The following is an 18,381-nucleotide window of genomic DNA, read 5'->3' as shown; positions in this document are numbered from 1 at the left end:
CTAGGGCAGCACCAGGATCTTCACGTGCTCTTCGGGGTCGCGCAGCGCGGTGAACGCGTCCGCGACACCCTCGAGTCCGACCCGGCCGGTGATGATGGACTCGGCGTCGATCTCCCCGTCGGCCAGCCGCTGCAGGGTGATGTCGTAGGCGTTCTCGTACGGGCCGTGGCCGAAGTTGATCGCGATACGGCGGAACTGTCCGACCACCGGAATGATCGTCTCGTCGCCGAACGGCGCCGCCAGCACCTGGATCCGCGAGTTGAACGGCATCGTGTGCATCAGGGTGCCCAGGATTCCGGCGCGGCCGCTGCACTCGTAGGCGATCAGAATGCCCGCGCCCGCCTGACCGACGAGGGTGTTGCCCTCGGCGACCATCTGGTTCCACAGCTCGATGGGGTCCTGCTCGTTCGGGTCGACCACGATGTCGGCGCCCATCTTCGCGGCGAGCTCGCGCCGCTTCGGCGACGGCTCGGACGCGATCACCAGCTGCGCCCCGCGGGCCTTGGCCGCGACGATGGCGCCGAGCCCGATGGTGCCGCAACCGATCACCAGTGCCGAGTCGGCGGGGGTGAGGCCGGACTGCTGCATGTGCATCTCGCCGACGTGCAACGGTTCGGCGAGAGTGGCGTGCTCGAGCGAGAGACTCTCGGGGACGTGCCGGACCCAGAACGCGTCGACGACGATGTGCTCGCCGAACGCGCCGTGGTACTCGTTGGAGTACCCGATGATCTTCGGGATGCCGGTCGTGGTGTCGGTCGCCAGCCCGATGCCCGCCACCCGGTCGCCGACGGCGAAATCGGTGACGGCGGAACCGACCTCGGACACGATGCCCGCGTACTCATGGCCGAGGACGACGGGCCGGTCGGTGTCGAAGGTGGCCAGCGGGTAGCCGGCGTTCTCGGCGACGTGCACGAACCGGCAGGGGTCCTTCGACATGCTCAGATCGCTGCCGCAGATGCCGCAGGCGGTGACGTCGATGCGGAGCTGAGCGGGTGCGAGGGTGGGTGCGTCCGGGACCTCGGTGACCGTGAACGCGCCGTCGCTGAACTGTGCTGCCTTCATGCCTGTGCTCCTGCGGTCTCGGCGGGCTGGCCGTAGTAGTCGGTGTGTGCCTTGGTGATCGCGCCGATCAGGCCGCCGAGCAGGTAGTCGCGGTTGTCCTCGGCGAACTGGAGGCTGGCCTCACGGCCTCCGTTGCGGTTCTTGAAGTGCGGGATCACCTCGGAGGCGAACAGGTCGTAGCTGCGCTTGGTGTCCTCCCAGTTCGCCATGTCGACGTGCAGGATCAGCATGGTGCCGAAGCCGCCGGTCTTCTCGATCAGTCGTTCGATCTGCGTGATCGCCTCGTCCGGGGTGCCGATGATGGCCTGACCGAACTCGCCGAGGGTGTCATTGCGCCACTGATCGATGATCTCCTTGGGAGTCTGCGCCCAGTCCGGGTTCTGGCCGGTCTGCCGGTTGACGTAGGCGGCCATCGAGTCGATCCGGCGGCTCACCGCGCGCTCCGCGTCCGCCCGCGTCTCGGCGAGGAACATCGGGTTGACCAGCCGCCAGGTGGACCGGTCGGCGACGTGCCCGTTCTCGGCACAGACCTTCTCGTAGACGTTCCAGTTGCGATCGAGGACGTCGAATCCGCTGGGGGAGCTGGCGGCGAGCGAGAGCAGCGAGAGGCCGTGGGTCCCCGCGAGCACCGATCCGTTGGGGGACATCGTCGAGGCGGTCGCGATCTCGATGCCGGCCGGGTTGTAGGTGGGCAGCTGCGCGCGGGCATCACGCAGGGTGAACCAGTCCGTCTCCATGTTCACGACCTCGCCGCGCAGCAGCGCGAGGATCGCCTCGAGGGCCTCGCCCTGCATCCGGCGCTGGTCCGAGGGGTTGATCCCCATCATGTGCGCGTCGAGCGGGATCTTGCCGGGGCCGGTGCCGAAGATCAGCCGGCCGCGCGTCTGCAGATCGAGCTGCGTGATCCGGTCCGCGGTGATCAGCGGGTGGTGGTACGGCAGCGAGGTGACCCCGGTGCCGAACCGGATCCGTTCGGTCCGCTCCGCGGCCGCTGCGATGAACAGGTCAGGGGCGGGCACGATCTCGGCGCCGGTGGAGTGGTGTTCACCCATCCACGCCTCGTCGAATCCGAGGTGATCGAGGTGTTCCATGAGGTCGATGTCGCGGCGCAGCTGCAGCGCGGGATCGGCGTTCAGCGGGTGGTACGGCGCGAGGAAGGCGCCGAAGTTGATCGAATCGGTGGTCCACACGAGCGTCATCTCCTTGCAGGTGGGTGCCGGCCTCCGGGGGAGGAGTCGAGGGCGGCCGGCCGTTCAGAGTGAGCGGCATCACATCCGCCTGACCGCAGTTCTATCACCGAACTGGATCAACTGATCCAAAAATCTCCCGCTGAGTGGACACTCGTGCGGAGGTGCGGATTTCCGGTTCCCTGTCGGTGGGTCAGGAGCCGAGCAGTCGGTCGGCGCCGCCGACGACGAAGACGACGAGGTCCTCGTAGAAGCTCGTCAGGTCCTCGGGGGAGAGACGGCCGGCGCCGTGGCTCCACTCGTCGGCCCGGCCCAGAGCCTGGAGGAAGCCCATCACGGAGATCGCCCAGCGGAGCGGGAGGCGGTCCGGGTCGGAGTGTGGATATGCGCGGCGGACCTGATCGAGCAGGCTCTCGTTGACCTGTTGGCCCGCGGCCTCGAGGGCCGGGTGGCCTTCCTGGGAGATCTGCGCGATGATCTTGACCCACCGCATGCCCCGGACGCGTTGTCGCAGTACGAGTTCGAGGTAGGGCTCGGTGACGGCCCGAACCAGGTCGTCCGCGGTCGGGGGGACGGGCGATGCGGCGAGTCGGTCTACGTTGATCCGGATCTGGTCGCGGACCGCGCCGCCGAGATCGAGGAGGACCGCCGCCAGCAGGTCGTCCTTCGAGCCGAAGTGGTAGTGCACCGAGGCAGGCCCGAGCCCGGCGGCCGAGTTGACGGCCCGGATCGACACGGCGTCCACACCCTGGGCGGCGAAGAGCTTTTCGGCCGTCTTCACCAGGCGCATTCGGGTGGCGTTGCCCTGACGGTTCTGGTTCGGGGTGGACATGTCGAGAGTTTCGCACACCCTTGACATGGGTGGGGGCATGGCATCAAATGGGCTCAACGATTCAATCAACTGATCCAATTGTGTGGTCGGTCCTGGGTAGAGGCGGGTACGAGATGCAGCTCGAGGTGGACCTTCGCGAGGCCGAGGCGACGGTGGAACTGACGGGGGTCGACGAGTTCACCAGTCTGGCGGTCACCGTGCTGGGCGATCGCGACCGGGAACGGGCCGCCGCCGCGCTGGGCGCATGGGGCACCGTGGACGGCGACCACGTCTGGCTCGACATCGGCGTCCTCGAGGGGGCGGTGCGCAGTCACCCCCTGCGCGGCGAGGGCTGGCTGCCCCGGTTCGTGGCGATGATCGACTATGCGGAGTCCAAGGGCTGGGTGGATCCGGACCACCGCGCGGTCCGCGCACACTGCGAGCAGGTCGCCGGCTAGAACACCCGGCCGTGCCGCGAGCGGTCCCGCAGGGCGGCGGCGCGCCAGGTCAGCACCGGGTGTCCGGACAGGATGTTCACCAGCCAGGGGAAGAACCCGCGCTCGGTGCGGGCCCGGTCGGCCATCTCGTCGAACCCGACCAGGCTCATCAGGTACTTGCCCGCGGCGAGCACGCCGATCGCCCCCGGTGCGCCGTGTGGACGGTTACAGATCCCGTGGTTGTCGGCGGTGTACTCCTGCGCGCGGGAGAGCGAGGACCCGATCACCGGGATGTAGTTGGAGGCGAACATGCCCAGCTGGCGCCAGTAGGAGGTGTGGCCCGCGGCGATGTGCCCGACCTCGTGTCCGATGATGAACGCCAGCGCGTCGGGATTGCGTGCCTGGCCGCCGATCTCGAACAGGTCGCTGTAGACCACCACGTACCGCCGGAAGCCGTGACCGGACGCGAACGCGTTGATCTGACCGTTGCCGAGGACGACATAGCCGTCGGGAACCTGTGGCATGCCGAACCGCGCGGCCGCCTCGACCAGCATCCGGTACCCATCGGGGAACTGGGTCGGCGTCATCTTCACGCCGTTGACGCGCTGCGCGGCGTACATCTGCCCGCGGGCGAAGAAGAGCAGGATCGGTGCGAGCAGCACGATGATGACCCACGGCTCCAGCGCGCCCGAGGCGATCAGCGCGATCGACACCAGGTAGGCCGCCACGGTGGTCGCGATCGCCAGGATCAGCAGCGGGATCTCGAGGTGGTGCCGGATCGGCATACCCCACGGGGAGAGCCCTCGCGGCGGGAGCATCTGCGGCGGCGCGTACCCGGGCGCGGGGTGGACGGGCGAGTGATGCGTGATCGTGGGTGGGAACTGCTCCATGTGGACAAACCCTATTCGTGGTCGGGTCGGGGGTCGCCGCGCCGACCTGTCAGAATCGACACATGCGCGTATACCTAGGTGCCGACCACGCAGGCTTCGAGCTCAAGAACCAGATCAAGGACCATCTCACCGCGAACGGCCACGAGGCCGTGGACTGCGGCGCCCACGTGTACGACGCCGTGGACGACTACCCGGCGTTCTGCGTCGAGGCCGCGCGCCGCGTGGTCGAGGACGAGGGCAGCCTGGGCATCGTGCTCGGCGGCAGCGGCAACGGCGAGCAGATCGCCGCGAACAAGGTGCCCGGCGCCCGCTGCGCCCTGGCCTGGAGCGTGGAGACCGCCCAGCTCGCGCGCCAGCACAACAAGGCGCAGCTGATCGGCATCGGCGGCCGGATGCACTCGCTCGAGGAGGCCCTTGCCATCGTCGACGCGTTCCTCGAGACCCCGTGGTCGGGCGAGGAGCGGCACCAGCGGCGCATCGACATCCTGTCGGAGTACGAGCGCACCGGCGTGCCGCCGGCCCTGCCCGAGGCCTGAGTGCCCGAGGGTCACACTCTCCACCGCCTCGCACGGGAGCACCAGCGACACTTCGCCGGTGCTCCCGTTCGTGTGTCCAGCCCGCAGGGCAGGTTCGAGTCCGGCGCGGCGAGCGTCGACGGCCGGGTCCTGGTCCGGGCCGAGGCGTGGGGCAAGCACCTGCTGCACCACTACGAGTCGGGCCAGATCGTGCACGTGCACCTCGGGCTGTACGGCAAGTTCACCGATCTCCCGCTGCCCATGGGCACGCCGGTGGGCCAGGTCCGCATGCGGATGGTCGGGGCCGAGATCGGCACCGACCTGCGCGGGCCGACCGCCTGCGAGATCTATGACGAGCCCCAGCTACGCGCGCTGGAGGACCGGCTGGGCCCCGACCCGTTGCGTCCCGACGCCGACCCCGCGCGGGCGTGGCGCCGTATCTCCAAGTCGCAGACCGCGATCGGCGCACTGCTGATGGATCAGCAGGTGATCGCCGGGGTCGGCAATGTCTATCGGGCCGAGCTGCTGTTCCGGCACGGGATCAACCCGAACCGCCCCGGCGCGCGGCTGGGCGCGACCGAATGGGATGCCATGTGGACCGACCTCGTCGCACTGATGAAGGTCGGTGTCCGGCGGGGGAAAATGCACGTGGTGCGCCCCGAGCACGACAACGGCGAGCCGGCCTACGCCAAGGATCGCCCGCGTACCTACGTGTACCGCCGAACGGGATCGGCGTGCCGCGTGTGTGGCACACCGATCGCTCACTCGGTCATGAAGGCGCGCAACCTGTTCTGGTGCCCGACCTGCCAGTCGGTCTGAGGCTTATACGAGTTCGGCAGGATTTCGCCCGGAAAGCGGGTGAAATCCTGCCGAAGTTCGTAGAGCAGGTCCTAGAAGCCGCCGAAGTCGCCGCCGCCGAAGTCGCCGCCGCCGAAATCGCCACCGCCCCAGTCACCGCCACCGGCGTCGCCACCCCAGTCGCCGCCGCCCGAGTCACCACCGGCGTCGGCACCGGCGTCTCCACCGCCATCGCCACCGTCGCCACCGGCATCGCCGCCCGCATCGCCACCGCCCGCGTCGCTCCCGTCGCCGGCGCCGCTCTCGAAGGCCTGCGCGTCATAGGGCACACCGGCCATGCCGCCGAACATCGCGGAGAACAGGAACATCGAGCCGACGCCCCACGCGCCTGCGACGAGCGCCGGCTTCCACCACGGCTCGGAGTACCAGCCGGCAGGGACGGGCCGACCCGCGACGCGACCGCCCGGGTAGTAGTTGGGGGTGCGCGGGGACGGGTTCGGGGAAGCCGAGACCTGACGGCCCTCGAACTCGATGTCGCGGTTCTCGGTCACCTCGCCCGCGGCGCGCTGGCCGTCGATGCTCGGGACCTCGGGTCCCGGGTCCAAACCCATCGCGGTTCGCGCGGCCCGGATGTAGTACAAGCCTTCCAGCGCAGTCTGCTTCGCGAGGCGGGCCTGCGCCGGGCTGTTGGCCTGGTCGATCTGCGAGCCGGCCGCGATGTGGCGCTCGGACGCGTCGGCGAGGGCCTGCTTCGAGGCCATGTCGGTGCCGGTCAGGTTGTAGACCTGGCCGCCGAGCCGCTCGATTGCCTGGCGCGCGTCCGCTTTGGCGTCCTCGAGTTGGGTGGCGGTGTGGCCGACGGAGCGCTTCTGGCTTTTCATGACCAGGAACACGACGACACCGATGACGGCGAGGATCAGGAGGAGTTCCACTGGGGGCCTTCCCATGGGGACAAATCGGACGAGTCCCAGCCTACCGGCGATCCAGCGGGGCCCGCCGTCCGCGGAACTGCCGCCCTCGAGTCCGTCGGCTATCCGCCGCGCACCCGGTCTCCCTCGAGGGTTCGGCGAATTGCGCTGGTGCCGAGCTCCATCATGGCCGTGGTGCGGTCCGCCAGTGCATCCGGCAACACGTCCGCGATCCAGACGAATCGGGTGCGGCCATCGCTCTCGGCGAACACCTGGGCCGACCCGTTGTGATGCTCGTAGGGCCCGTCGACGATCGACCACGACAGGCGGCGGGCCGACTCGTCCAGCGCGACCAGGCGTTCGCGGACAACCGAGCCGTCGCCGAACGTGACGATCCGGTCGCCCCCGTCGATGGTGGTGTCGGTGACGAACCCGGCGGCCAGGCGCTCGTGCAGCGCGCCCCAGTCGCGAAGCGCATCCCATGCGCGCTTGGGGGAGGTGTCGACGAGTGTTTCGGTGCGTATGTATGCCATGACCTGAGGGTGCCCTCCGCCGGTCCGATCGTCTTGAACATTTTTGCGGTTCCGTGTCGGTGGCCGCGCGTAGCGTTTTCCTCATGCAATCGGCGGCGCGGATCGCGGAGTCGCCCCAGTTCAGTGCCTGGGCGGTCACCTGTGCCGGCGAGCACGCCGCGTGGTCGGGCCCGGAGTGCCACGACGATCACCGGCTGGTGCTCGTGCGAGCGGGACGGTTCCTGCGACGGGCCGACGGAGCCGAATCGGTGCTGGACCGGACCACCGCCTACCTCGGCCGACCGGGCCAGGAAGAGCGGTTCGCGCATCCCGTCGGCGGCGACCTCTGTACCTCGATCGACATCGGCGCCGAGCTGTGGCACTCGATCGCGGGCGACCAAGGGGCGGCGCCCGCCGCGGACCTCTACGTCGACGCCCGGGTGGAGCTGTGGCATCGGCGGCTGCTCAGGGCGGCGGCGAGCGGCGACGTCGGGTTCGCGGTCGCCGAGGAACTGGTGGGGCTCGTCGGGGAGGTGGTTCAGCGCGTGGCGGACGACGCTGGACCGGCGCGGATCCGGTCCGGCCCGCGCGGCCGGGCGCTGGTCGCGACGGCCAGGGAGGCGATCCTCGACGAAGCCCCCGGATCCGACGGGCTGATCCCGCTGGCGGGCGCGCTGGGGGTGTCGCCGTTCCTGCTGAGTCGACACTTCACCGCAGTCACCGGCGTCTCCGTCACCCGGTATCGCAACCGGGTCAGTGTGGGCCGGGCGCTGGCTCGGCTCGAGGCAGGGGAGCGGGACCTCGCCGGGCTCGCCGCGGACCTCGGGTTCGCCGATCAGGCCCACCTGACCAGGACGATGCGCGCCCACCTGGGCCGAACCCCGGGCGCGGTGCGAGCGCTGCTGTCGCCTGTCTAAGCGCTCGCCGAGCGTCGCCCCGTCACATCGGGTCCATGTCCGAATAATCACTTTCGTCGGGACTGTGAATCGTGATGAAGTGCGGTATGGAAATCTCGATTCGGCCGTTGGTGGCAGAAGATCTGGACCGCGCAGCGTCTGTTCTCGGGGAGGCTTTCGCCGACTATCCCTGGACGACGTGGTGCGTCCAAGCCGATTCGCACGAGGAGCGGGTGACCGAGCTTCAACGGTTGTATCTCGAACACATGGCCCTGCCGCACGGCCTCGGGTATATCGACGCCGACCGGAACGGCGTGGTCGCTTTCATTCCTCCCGACGTGTCGCCTCCTGACGAATCGGTTCTCGCGTCCATTGCCGAGCTGCACGGGGACCGGTTCGTCCGAATGATGGACGCGGAGGAGCGGATGTCGACAATGGGCTCCTGGGATGACGCTTGGCTTCTGGCGACGATCGGGGTGGCCCGTGGCGCGCAGGGGCGTGGGCTCGGCGGCGATCTGCTCGCCGCCGGGCTCGCGGAGATGGACCGCGAGGGCCACGCAGTGTGGCTGGATACGGCGACCCGCCGAAACCTGCCTCTGTACCAGCGTCACGGGTTCTCGATCGCAGGGCACATCACGATCGACCATGGACCCGAGGTGTGGCGAATGCATCGGGGGCCGCGGGGGTAGCGGACTGTCGGTGCCCGATGCGAACATATGTTCGTGTCCGATCGTGCAGCGTTTCCGCCCTCGCCCGCCGGCCCGGGCTCCGAGCCTGCCCGGACCGAGGCCACGATCCTGCATGCCGATCTCGATGCCTTTTACGCCTCGGTCGAGCAGCGAGACGACCCGTCGCTGCGGGGCAGGCCGGTCATCGTCGGCGGGGGAGTCGTCCTCGCCGCCAGCTACGAAGCCAAGGCCTACGGGGTCCGCACGGCGGGCAGTGGGGCGCAGGCGCTGCGACTGTGTCCGCAGGCGGTGGTCGTCCGGCCGCGGATGTCCGCGTACGCGGAAGCGAGCCGTGCCGTGTTCGAGGTCTTCCGGCAGACCACTCCGCTGGTCGAGGGTGTGTCGATCGACGAGGCGTTCCTCGACGTCGGGGGATTGCGGCGGGTCTCAGGGACCCCCGTCGAGATCGCGGCCCGGCTCCGGGCGGAGGTGCGCGAGCGGGTCGGGCTGCCGATCACGGTGGGCGTCGCGAGGACCAAGTTCCTTGCCAAGGTGGCCAGTGCGGTGGGCAAGCCGGACGGGCTGCTGCTCGTGCCGCCCGATCGCGAGCTGGCGTTCCTGCATCCGCTGCCGGTCGAGCGACTGTGGGGAGTCGGCGCCGTCACCTCACGCAAGCTGCGTGACTACGGGATCGGCACCGTCGGGCAGATCGCGGAGATCTCCGAACGCGAACTGATGTCGGTGGTCGGGCAGGCGGCGGGCAGGCACCTCCACGCGCTTGCCTGGGCACGTGACCCGCGGCGCGTCCAGGTCGGGCGTCGCAGGCGGTCGATCGGAGCGCAGCATGCGCTGGGGCGGAGGCCGAAGTCGCCGGAGGACATCGAGGCGGCACTCGTCGCGCTGGTCGATCGGGTGGCAAAGCGACTGCGGGCGGCGGACCGGGTCTGCCGGACGGTGGTGCTGCGGCTGCGTTTCGACGATTTCACCCGGGTCACCCGCTCGCACACCCTCGGGCAGGCCACCTCGCAGACAGCGGTACTGCTGGCCGAGGCGCGCGGCCTGCTGGCCGCGGCGATGCCCACGATCCACGATCGCGGCCTGAGCCTGGTCGGGGTGGCGCTCGCGAACCTGGAGAACGGCGGGGCGGAACAACTCACGCTGCCGTTCGGTGAGCCCTCGAGCAGCTCTCTCGACACCACACTGGACAGCCTGCGGGACCGGTTCGGCTCGGCCGCCGTCACGAGGGCGGTGCTGCTCGGCCGCGATCAGGGTGTCACGGTGCCGATCCTGCCCGACTAGCGCACACCTGCACTCGGGCACGAAAAAGCCCACCCGGCGAAGGCCTGGTGGGCTGGTACATCGTGGAGGGGATGACGGGAATCGAACCCGCATCATCTGCTTGGAAGGCAGAGGCTTTACCACTAAGCTACATCCCCGTGCACACGACAACTTGGGATCGCCATCGATGTCGTCTGCGTTGAGAGACTGTACCCAACCCAGTTCAGGATTCGCCAATCGGGTGGCCGGAGATCCGCCAAATCGGGTGGCCGGGAATTTCACGAACTGGTGACCCGTAGGATTCACCACGGCGGCAGCCACACGGATCTTCCGCGTGGTCGTCGTGTCGCGGACCTAACGGGGTGTAGCGCAGCTTGGTAGCGCATCCGCTTTGGGAGCGGAGGGTCGCAGGTTCAAATCCTGTCACCCCGACCAGGGACAACGTCATAACAGCGCGGAACTGAAGATCAGGGCCGCGACGCAACGAGCAAGACCACACGAAGGAGCATGTCCGTGAAGAGCACCGTCGAGCAGCTGAGCCCGACGCGGGTCCGTATCAACGTTGAGGTGCCCTTCGAGGAGCTCAAGCCCGATTTCGACAAGGCGTACAAGGCCCTCGCGCAGCAGATCCGTCTCCCCGGCTTCCGTCCGGGCAAGGCCCCGGCCAAGCTCCTCGAGGCCCGCGTCGGCCGCGGCGCCGTGCTCGAGCAGGTCGTCAACGACACCCTTCCCGGGCGCTACTCGGAGGCCGTGACCACCGCAGGCGTCAAGGCGATCGGCCAGCCGGAGATCGACATCACCAAGATCGAAGACGGTGAGCTGCTCGCGTTCACCGCCGAGGTGGACGTCCGCCCCGAGATCGACCTGCCCGACTACAGCACCCTCGCCGTCACCGTCGAGCCCGTCGAGATCACCGACGAGGCCGTGGACGAGCAGCTGCTGTCGCTGCGTCAGCGTTTCGGCACCCTCACCGGTGTCGAGCGCGCCGTCCAGGACGGCGACTTCGTGTCGATCGACCTGTCGGCCGCCATCGACGGCGAGGCCGTCCCGGAGGCGACCGCGTCCGGCCTGTCCCACGAGGTCGGCTCGGGCCAGCTGATCGAGGGTCTCGACGAGGCGATCGTCGGGCTCAAGGCCGGCGAGTCGAAGGACTTCACCACCAAGCTCGTCGCCGGTGAGCACGCCGACAAGGAGGCCGTCGTGACGGTCACCGTCGGCACCGTCAAGGAGCGCGAGCTGCCCGAGGCCGACGACGAGTTCGCCCAGCTGGCGAGCGAGTTCGACACCCTCGACGCACTCAAGGACGACCTGCGCGAGCGGGTCGGCCGGGTCGCCAAGGTCGAGCAGGCCGGCCAGATCCGCGACAAGGTCCTCGAGACGCTGCTCGAGACCATCGAGGTCCCGCTGCCCGAGACCGTGGTCAAGGCCGAGGTCGACGCGCAGCTGCACGAGGCCGTGCACGGCCTCGACCACGACGAGGAGCAGCTCAACGCTCTCCTCGAGGCGCAGGGCACCAGCCGCGAGCAGTTCGACAAGGATGCCACCGAGGCCGCCGAGAAGTCGGTGAAGACCCAGCTGCTGCTCGACGCGATCGCGGACGAGGCAGGCACCGAGGTCGGCCAGCAGGAGCTGACCGAGCGGATCATCTTCCAGGCCCAGCGGTACGGCATCTCGCCGGATCAGTTCATCCAGCAGGTCCAGCAGGCCGGTCAGCTCGGCGCCGTGTTCGCCGACGTCCGACGCGGCAAGGCGCTCGCGACCGTCGTCGACCAGGTGACCGTCACGGACACCTCCGGCGCGGCCGTCGACACCAAGGAGCTGTTCGGCAGCCCGGAGTCGGACGAGGCCGAGGCCGCGGACGAGAGCTAGATTTCACGCCAATAGCGAACAGGGACGGCACCGGGACTCCGGGGCCGTCCCTGTTCGTTAGTGTCAGTGTCAAGAATCATCGAATTCAGTTATGGAGAAGGCAGGTACCGTGACTTCACAGAACCCGGGGGCTTCGTTGGGCCCCGCCATGACTTCAGCCACCTCTGGTCTGAATCTCAGCGACTCGGTGTTCGAGCGCCTGCTTCGGGAACGCATCATCTTCCTCGGTACCCAGGTCGACGACGACATCGCGAACAAGCTGTGCGCGCAGATCCTGTTGCTCTCGGCCGAGGATCCGACCAGGGACATCTCCCTCTACATCAACTCGCCCGGCGGCTCGGTCACCGCGGGCATGGCGATCTTCGACACCATGCAGTTCGCCGAGTGTGACATCGCGACGTTCGGCATGGGTCTGGCCGCCTCGATGGGCCAGTTCCTGCTCTCGGCGGGAACCAAGGGCAAGCGTTACGCCCTGCCGCACGCGCGGATCATGATGCACCAGCCGTCCGCAGGCATCGGCGGAACCGCGTCCGACATCGCGATCATGGCCGAGCAGTTCGCGCACACCAAGCGTGAGATGGCTCAGCTCATCGCCGAGCACACGGGCCAGACGGTCGAGCAGATCACCGCGGACTCCGACCGGGACCGCTGGTTCACGGCGACCGAGGCGCTCGAGTACGGCTTCGTCGACCACGTCGTCTCCCGCGCACGGCAGGCCGGCGGCGCGGGCAACTGACCCGCCACCGCCCCCGACCTCCCGTCCACACCATCTTGGAGAACTGATGACCAACCTCTTCGATCCCCGTGCACTCGGCGGCCAGGCACCGGCCGGCGCTCAGTCGCGCTACATCCTGCCTTCCTTCATCGAGCACTCCAGCTACGGCGTCAAGGAGTCGAACCCGTACAACAAGCTCTTCGAGGAGCGCATCATCTTCCTCGGCGTGCAGGTCGACGACGCCTCGGCGAACGACGTGATGGCGCAGCTGCTGGTGCTCGAGTCGCTCGATCCCGATCGCGACATCACCATGTACATCAACTCGCCCGGTGGCTCGTTCACCTCGCTGATGGCGATCTACGACACCATGCAGTACGTCCGGGCCGACATCACCACCGTGTGCCTCGGGCAGGCGGCGTCGGCGGCGGCGGTGCTGCTCGCGGCTGGCACCCCCGGCAAGCGTCTGGCACTGCCGAACGCGCGCGTGCTGATCCACCAGCCGTCCACGGGCGGCATACAGGGCCAGGTTTCCGACCTGGAGATCCAGGCCGCCGAGATCGAGCGGATGCGCCGGCTCATGGAGTCGACGCTGAGCAAGCACACCGGCAAGGACGCCGAGGTGATCCGCAAGGACACCGATCGCGACAAGATCCTCACGGCCGCGGAGGCCAAGGAGTACGGGATCATCGACGACGTGCTGGAGTACCGGAAGCTCTCCGCCCAGAAGTAGCGGTCGTCGGCCTCCGGGTCGACAGAAGACGGTCGGGCTCCGCGACACGCCGCGTTCGTTCGGATGTTGCGTGTCGGGGAGCCGACCGGTCAGGCTGGGACCCCCGGTCGGAATCGGGGTGGCACCGGTCGTCGGAGTTTCACCTCGGCTGCGCCGAGTTGAATCATCGGCAACTGGTCGACCTCGTTCCGAAACTACGGGTACGGTCACATCAGGGGCTTTTGTCCGCCCAGGGATGTGGGTCGCGACGACTCACACGCTCGGGCGGGGGATGGTCACCACGCTGAGAAGGAAGTAGGGACCTGACGAGATGGCACGCATCGGTGACGGCGGCGACCTGCTGAAGTGCTCTTTCTGCGGCAAGAGTCAGAAGCAGGTGAAGAAGCTCATCGCGGGACCAGGGGTCTACATCTGCGATGAGTGCATCGACCTGTGCAACGAGATCATCGAGGAAGAGCTGGCCGAGTCGAGCGAGGTCAAGCTCGACGAGCTGCCCAAGCCGGCCGAGATCCGTGACTTCCTCGAGAACTACGTGATCGGTCAGGACGCGGCCAAGCGCACGCTCGCGGTCGCGGTCTACAACCACTACAAGCGCATCCAGGCCGGTGACAAGGGTCGCGACGCCCGCGGCGAGACCGTGGAACTGGCCAAGTCGAACATCTTGATGCTCGGCCCGACAGGCTGTGGCAAGACCTACCTCGCGCAGACGCTGGCGAAGATGCTGAACGTTCCGTTCGCCATCGCCGACGCGACAGCACTCACCGAGGCGGGCTATGTCGGCGAGGATGTCGAGAACATCCTGCTCAAGCTGATCCAGGCCGCGGACTACGACGTCAAGCGCGCCGAGACCGGCATCATCTATATCGACGAGGTCGACAAGATCGCCCGCAAGAGCGAGAACCCGTCGATCACCAGGGACGTGTCCGGCGAGGGTGTGCAGCAGGCTCTGCTGAAGATCCTCGAGGGCACCCAGGCGAGCGTGCCCCCGCAGGGTGGGCGCAAGCATCCGCATCAGGAATTCATCCAGATCGACACCACCAACGTGCTGTTCATCGTTGCGGGCGCGTTCGCGGGTCTCGAGCGGATCGTCTCCGATCGGGTCGGCAAGCGCGGCATCGGTTTCGGGGCGGAGGTGCGTTCCAAGGCCGAGCTGGACACCCAGGATCACTTCGCCGAGGTGATGCCCGAGGACCTGATCAAGTTCGGCCTGATCCCGGAGTTCATCGGCCGTCTCCCGGTCGTGGCCTCGGTGACCAGCCTGGACAAGGAATCTCTCGTGCAGATCCTGTCCGAGCCGAAGAACGCTCTGGTCAAGCAGTACACGCGGCTGTTCGACATGGACGGGGTGGAACTCGAGTTCTCCCCGGACGCGCTCGAGGCCGTCGCGGATCAGGCGATCCTGCGCGGCACCGGTGCCCGCGGCCTGCGCGCCATCATGGAAGAGGTCCTGCTGCCGGTGATGTACGACATCCCGAGCCGCGACGACGTCGCCAAGGTGGTCGTGACGGCCGAGACGGTGAACGACAACGTGCTGCCGACCATCGTCCCGCGCAAGCCCGAGCGGCCGGAACGTCGCGACAAGTCGGCGTAATCAGCACAACGACACAGCAGACGGAGAACGGCCGGTGGGATTCCCACCGGCCGTTCTCCGTCTGTCGGGGTCGTTCGCGAGCTAGCGTGACCCGTATGGCGACCGAAGGCTCGATCCTCGTGCTCAACGGACCCAACCTGAATCTGCTCGGGCAGCGCGAGCCCGAGGTGTACGGGTTCGCCACCCTCGACGACGTGGAGGCCATGTGCCGCGTGGTCGCCGCCGAGTACGGCCGTGAGATCGATGCGCGCCAGTCCAATCATGAAGGCGTACTGATTGATTGGATCCACGAGGCCCGCGATTGGGCCTCGGGTGTGGTGATCAATCCGGGTGGCTATACGCACACCTCCGTGGCGCTGCGCGACGCCATCGCCACGCTCGGGGTGCCGGTGGTCGAGGTGCACATCAGCAACATCCACGGTCGCGAGGAGTTCCGGCACCGGTCCCTCGTGTCGTCGGTCGTCGACGGCGTGGTGTGCGGCCTCGGGCCGGAGGGCTACCGCGTTGCCGTCGACTGGATCTGTCGACGGCAACGGCGGTCAGGAGGCGTCGCCGACTGAGGCGATCGCGGCCCGCAGGCGGGCGCCCGCCTCCTCGGCCACGGCCTCGAGCGCGGGTTCGCCCGTGACCTGCACCATCAGTTCGGGATTCATCGCCTCCACGATGACGGTGCCGTCGGTATCGGGATCGGAGCGAACGATCACGTTGCACGGCAACAGCAATCCGATCTGCCGGTCGATGGTGACCGCGCGGTGCGCCAGCGGCGGGTTACACGCACCGAGGATCAGATAGTCCTCCATGTCCACGTCGAGCTTCGCCTTGAGCGTCGCGCGCATGTCGATCTCGGTGAGCACGCCGAAGCCCTGTTCCTGTAGGGCCTTTCGGGTCCTTTCGACCGCATCGGCGAAGGAAGCTTGCAGTGTCGTCGAGAGTGCCAGGTTCATGAGTTGTCTCCGTTCTGGATCGGGGTGTTCACGCGGGTTCGTCGAGTCGTGTGATACCGAGCCGCTGCATCAGCAGGCTGGCCGGGCACCATCCGACGGTCGCATAGAAGAGCAGGTTCGCGGCGACGAATCCGGTGAGGATCAGCCACCACGACGAGAACGCGAGGGTGAGCGCGACGCTGAGCAGCACCATGGTGCCTGCGAGGAGCGGAACCAGCCGCTCGACCGTCCATCCGTGGTGGCGGGGAAATGTAGCCATGGGGGGATCTCCTTTCTGGGGTCAGCCGTGCGAGAAGCTGATGTCGGGCAGCACCCTGCGCAGCCAGGCGGGCGACCACCAGGCGGCGTGCCCGGTCAGTCGCAGCAGCACCGGCAGCAGGACCAGGCGGATGAGGACCGCGTCGAGCAGGACGGCGACGCCCAGGATGATGCCCATCTCCTTCGGCGGAAGCGGATCCGCGAGGGCGAAGGTGAAGAACACCGCGACCATCACCGCCGCCGCGGCGGCGATCACCCGGCCGGAGTGTGCGAGGCCGTCCACGTGCGCGACCTTCGGATCGCCGGATCGCTCGTAGTGTTCTTTCGCGGTGGACAGCAGAAACACTGTGTAGTCCATCGCGATGGCGAAGATCATCGCGAAGAAGAACACCGGCCCCCATCCGTCCAGGAAGCCCTGCGGGGTGAAGCCGAGCAGTCCCGCCCCGTGTCCGTCCTGGAAGATCAGCTTGGCGACGCCGAACGCGGCGGCGGTCGAGAGCAGGCTCACCACGGTGCCAAGGATGGCGATCAGCGGGGCCTGCAGCGCGACCAGCAGCAGCAGGAACCCGAGCACCAGGATGATGCCGACGATCAGCGGCAGGTAGTCGTTGAGCGCCTGCTGCAGATCGAGGTTCTCGGCAGGTGCGCCGCCGACCATGGCCTGCTCGGGCAGCTCGGACCGCAGCTGGGTGAGGATCGAACCCATCGACTCGTCGGAGGGGTCGACGCCCGGTATCGCCTGCAGCATCACGTGGTCGGAGCCGTCGATCGCCGGCTGCGGCGGGGTGACCATCGCGATTCCGTCGACGGCGGCCGCGGCGCCGGCCGTGGCCTCGGCCTCCGATGCAGGGGCGATGATCTGCAGCATTCCTGGCGCGCCCTCGCCCAGCTGTTCCTGGACGAGTTCGTAGCCCTGCCGGACCGGCGCGTCGGAGGGGACCACCTCGATCGACGGCATCGCGACCTTCAGGCCGAGCACCGGGAGGGACAGCGCGATCAGGATCAGCAGCGAGCCGATCGCGAACGGCCACGGGTGGCGGTGCAGGAGGTTGCCCCACGCGGCGAAGGGGGGGGAGCGGTGCTGTTGCCGCTTGGCGTACGGGAGCGCGCCTGCGTTGACCTTGGTGCCGAGCTTGCCGAGCACGGCGGGGAGCAGGGTCAGCGTGGCCGCGAGAACGAAGGTGACGGCGAGCATGATGCCGACGGCCATCGTCCGGACCGCGGGCGCCGGGACCAGCAGCACCGCGGACAGGCTCACGAGCACGGTCAGTCCCGAGAGGACGACGGCCTTGCCCGCGGTGTCCATCGTCTCGGCGACCGCCGCGCGCGGGTCGCCGCTCTTGCTCAGCGCATCCCGGAATCGCGACACGATGAACAACGCGTAGTCGATGCCGAGCGCGAGGGCGAACATCATCGCGAAGTTCATGGCCCACACGGAGATCGGCGTGACCGTGTTGAGCAGGACCAGCCCGCCCGCGGAGGCGATCAGGCCCGCCATGGTCAGCAACAGCGGCAGTCCCGCCGCAACCAGCGACCCGAACGCCAGCACCATGATCGCGAGCGTGACCGGCCAGGAGAGCATCTCCGCCTGGATCATCGCGTCGTGATTGGCCTTGTTGAAATCGCTCCACAGCGCGGACGCGCCGGTGGGGTAGACCTCGATCTCATTCGTGGACAGTGCGCCCAGTTCGCCCTTGAGCTCGTCGACGGCCTTGACCATGTCGTCGGTGCCCGCGTTCGCCCCCGCGATCAGGATGCCGGTGTGCCCGTCCGGGCTGATCGACATGCCGGGCTGCGGGGCGATGACCTCGCCGAACCGCTGATCATCGGCGAACACCGCGGTGGCGTCGGCGAGGACCTGCTGCACCTGCGGATCGGCGACCGCGAGCGTGTCCGAGTGCACGACGACCTGCACCGCGGCGGAGGAGTTCCCACCGAAGTGCTCCTGCGCGAGCTCGCGGACCTGCACGGATTCCGAGCCGTTGGCCTGCCAGCCGGCGCCGGCCAGCGAGGTGAACACCGACGGCGCGGCGGCGCCGAGCGCCACCAGGGCGATCAGCCAGATGCCGAACACCCACCGGGCGCGTCCGACCATCGCCGCGCCCAGTCGGCCGAGGAGTCCCCCAGTCGACGCGATCGGCGGCGGGCCGTCGCCGCCCGCTCTCAGCGCCCGGGTTTTGTCCACCTCGGCCGTGTTGCTCGTCATGCGAATCTCCTCGATATGCCCTGGGGGGTATCTGCTCGGTATGAATCGACCATACCCTAGGGGGTATCTAGGTGGGATGCGAGAAGCGCCACAGGGGTGGGCGGGT

The 18,381-nt window shown here is 68.3% G+C and carries 20 protein-coding genes and 2 tRNA genes; 12 read left to right on the top strand and 10 right to left on the bottom strand.

Annotation, left to right across the window (positions count from 1 at the left end; translation table 11 throughout):
* The 3 genes from C8K38_RS10590 to C8K38_RS10580 all read right to left on the bottom strand — a co-directional run bounded on the left by C8K38_RS10590 (position 1) and on the right by C8K38_RS10580 (position 3,081).
* Entirely contained in the window at positions 1-1,062 is a 1,062-nt protein-coding gene (locus tag C8K38_RS10590) for an alcohol dehydrogenase catalytic domain-containing protein (RefSeq protein WP_097211437.1), read from the bottom strand.
* Positions 1,059-2,261, bottom strand: a complete 1,203-nt coding sequence (locus C8K38_RS10585) for an LLM class flavin-dependent oxidoreductase (RefSeq protein WP_257017434.1) — start codon at positions 2,259-2,261, stop codon at positions 1,059-1,061. The genes C8K38_RS10590 and C8K38_RS10585 overlap by 4 nt, the downstream gene beginning before the upstream one ends.
* Before the next feature lie 181 nt (positions 2,262-2,442).
* A complete protein-coding gene (locus C8K38_RS10580; RefSeq protein ID WP_097211436.1) occupies positions 2,443-3,081 on the bottom strand; it encodes a TetR/AcrR family transcriptional regulator in 639 nt (212 codons plus the stop codon).
* 113 nt (positions 3,082-3,194) lie between these two features.
* Between C8K38_RS10580 and C8K38_RS10575 the strand changes: the two genes are divergently transcribed.
* Complete coding sequence (locus C8K38_RS10575; protein WP_097211542.1) at positions 3,195-3,518, top strand: hypothetical protein; 324 nt, start codon at positions 3,195-3,197, stop codon at positions 3,516-3,518.
* On the opposite strand, the gene C8K38_RS10570 is transcribed toward C8K38_RS10575, so the two are convergent.
* Positions 3,515-4,387 carry a M48 family metallopeptidase gene (locus tag C8K38_RS10570; protein WP_373560245.1) on the bottom strand — a complete coding sequence of 291 codons (873 nt, stop codon included), beginning with the start codon at positions 4,385-4,387 and terminating at the stop codon, positions 3,515-3,517. The genes C8K38_RS10575 and C8K38_RS10570 overlap by 4 nt on opposite strands.
* Before the next feature lie 62 nt (positions 4,388-4,449).
* Between C8K38_RS10570 and C8K38_RS10565 the strand changes: the two genes are divergently transcribed.
* Entirely contained in the window at positions 4,450-4,923 is a 474-nt protein-coding gene (locus C8K38_RS10565; protein WP_077042121.1) for a ribose-5-phosphate isomerase, read from the top strand.
* Positions 4,924-5,721 carry an Fpg/Nei family DNA glycosylase gene (locus C8K38_RS10560; protein ID WP_097211435.1) on the top strand — a complete coding sequence of 266 codons (798 nt, stop codon included), beginning with the start codon at positions 4,924-4,926 and terminating at the stop codon, positions 5,719-5,721.
* Between the two features lie 71 nt (positions 5,722-5,792).
* Here C8K38_RS10560 and C8K38_RS10555 read toward each other — a convergent pair whose 3' ends face one another.
* Complete coding sequence (locus C8K38_RS10555) at positions 5,793-6,632, bottom strand: hypothetical protein (protein WP_097211434.1); 840 nt, start codon at positions 6,630-6,632, stop codon at positions 5,793-5,795.
* A gap of 98 nt (positions 6,633-6,730) precedes the next feature.
* On the bottom strand, positions 6,731-7,141 hold the full coding sequence (locus tag C8K38_RS10550) for an SRPBCC family protein (protein WP_097211433.1): 411 nt from the start codon (positions 7,139-7,141) through the stop codon (positions 6,731-6,733).
* Between the two features lie 83 nt (positions 7,142-7,224).
* Between C8K38_RS10550 and C8K38_RS10545 the strand changes: the two genes are divergently transcribed.
* From C8K38_RS10545 to dinB, 3 genes are all read left to right on the top strand, one after another.
* On the top strand, positions 7,225-8,037 hold the full coding sequence (locus tag C8K38_RS10545) for an AraC family transcriptional regulator (protein ID WP_097211540.1): 813 nt from the start codon (positions 7,225-7,227) through the stop codon (positions 8,035-8,037).
* Between the two features lie 86 nt (positions 8,038-8,123).
* A complete protein-coding gene (locus tag C8K38_RS10540) occupies positions 8,124-8,705 on the top strand; it encodes a GNAT family N-acetyltransferase (protein ID WP_097211539.1) in 582 nt (193 codons plus the stop codon).
* Between the two features lie 27 nt (positions 8,706-8,732).
* On the top strand, positions 8,733-9,983 hold the full coding sequence (gene dinB, locus C8K38_RS10535; RefSeq protein ID WP_097211432.1) for a DNA polymerase IV: 1,251 nt from the start codon (positions 8,733-8,735) through the stop codon (positions 9,981-9,983).
* Between the two features lie 63 nt (positions 9,984-10,046).
* Here the strand turns inward: dinB and C8K38_RS10530 are convergent.
* Positions 10,047-10,120, bottom strand: a tRNA-Gly gene (locus tag C8K38_RS10530).
* A gap of 200 nt (positions 10,121-10,320) precedes the next feature.
* Here C8K38_RS10530 and C8K38_RS10525 point away from each other — a divergent pair.
* The 6 genes from C8K38_RS10525 to aroQ all read left to right on the top strand — a co-directional run bounded on the left by C8K38_RS10525 (position 10,321) and on the right by aroQ (position 15,427).
* Positions 10,321-10,397 (top strand) — tRNA-Pro (locus C8K38_RS10525).
* A 78-nt stretch (positions 10,398-10,475) separates the two neighbouring features.
* Positions 10,476-11,831 (top strand): trigger factor, encoded by a 1,356-nt coding sequence (tig, locus tag C8K38_RS10520; protein WP_097211538.1) that lies wholly within the window; start codon positions 10,476-10,478, stop codon positions 11,829-11,831.
* A gap of 91 nt (positions 11,832-11,922) precedes the next feature.
* A complete protein-coding gene (locus C8K38_RS10515) occupies positions 11,923-12,567 on the top strand; it encodes an ATP-dependent Clp protease proteolytic subunit (protein WP_257017433.1) in 645 nt (214 codons plus the stop codon).
* Between the two features lie 46 nt (positions 12,568-12,613).
* On the top strand, positions 12,614-13,276 hold the full coding sequence (locus C8K38_RS10510; protein WP_027499880.1) for an ATP-dependent Clp protease proteolytic subunit: 663 nt from the start codon (positions 12,614-12,616) through the stop codon (positions 13,274-13,276).
* Between the two features lie 310 nt (positions 13,277-13,586).
* Positions 13,587-14,867: an ATP-dependent Clp protease ATP-binding subunit ClpX gene (clpX, locus tag C8K38_RS10505; protein WP_077042099.1), complete on the top strand. Its 1,281-nt coding sequence runs from the start codon at positions 13,587-13,589 to the stop codon at positions 14,865-14,867.
* A 95-nt stretch (positions 14,868-14,962) separates the two neighbouring features.
* The gene (aroQ, locus tag C8K38_RS10500; protein WP_097211431.1) at positions 14,963-15,427 is read left to right on the top strand and encodes a type II 3-dehydroquinate dehydratase; all 465 of its coding nucleotides are present in this window, start codon (positions 14,963-14,965) and stop codon (positions 15,425-15,427) included.
* On the opposite strand, the gene C8K38_RS10495 is transcribed toward aroQ, so the two are convergent.
* Genes C8K38_RS10495 through C8K38_RS10485 form a run of 3 tightly spaced genes read right to left on the bottom strand, consistent with a single transcriptional unit; the run spans position 15,407 to position 18,275 of the window.
* On the bottom strand, positions 15,407-15,811 hold the full coding sequence (locus C8K38_RS10495; protein ID WP_097211430.1) for a DUF302 domain-containing protein: 405 nt from the start codon (positions 15,809-15,811) through the stop codon (positions 15,407-15,409). The two genes, aroQ and C8K38_RS10495, sit on opposite strands and share 21 nt — an antisense overlap.
* 28 nt (positions 15,812-15,839) lie before the next feature.
* Positions 15,840-16,070, bottom strand: coding sequence for a YgaP family membrane protein (locus C8K38_RS10490; RefSeq protein WP_097211429.1), 231 nt, complete (start codon positions 16,068-16,070; stop codon positions 15,840-15,842).
* Positions 16,071-16,091: 21 nt separating this feature from the next.
* Positions 16,092-18,275: an MMPL family transporter gene (locus C8K38_RS10485; protein WP_373560244.1), complete on the bottom strand. Its 2,184-nt coding sequence runs from the start codon at positions 18,273-18,275 to the stop codon at positions 16,092-16,094.
* Positions 18,276-18,381 lie beyond the last annotated feature (106 nt).

This window comes from Rhodococcus sp. OK611 (assembly GCF_003050885.1).
In the GTDB taxonomy this organism is placed as follows: Bacteria; Actinomycetota; Actinomycetes; order Mycobacteriales; family Mycobacteriaceae; genus Rhodococcus_G; species Rhodococcus_G oryzae.
Note: the sequence above shows the minus strand (reverse complement) of the source record. Positions and strands in the feature narration are given on the sequence as shown.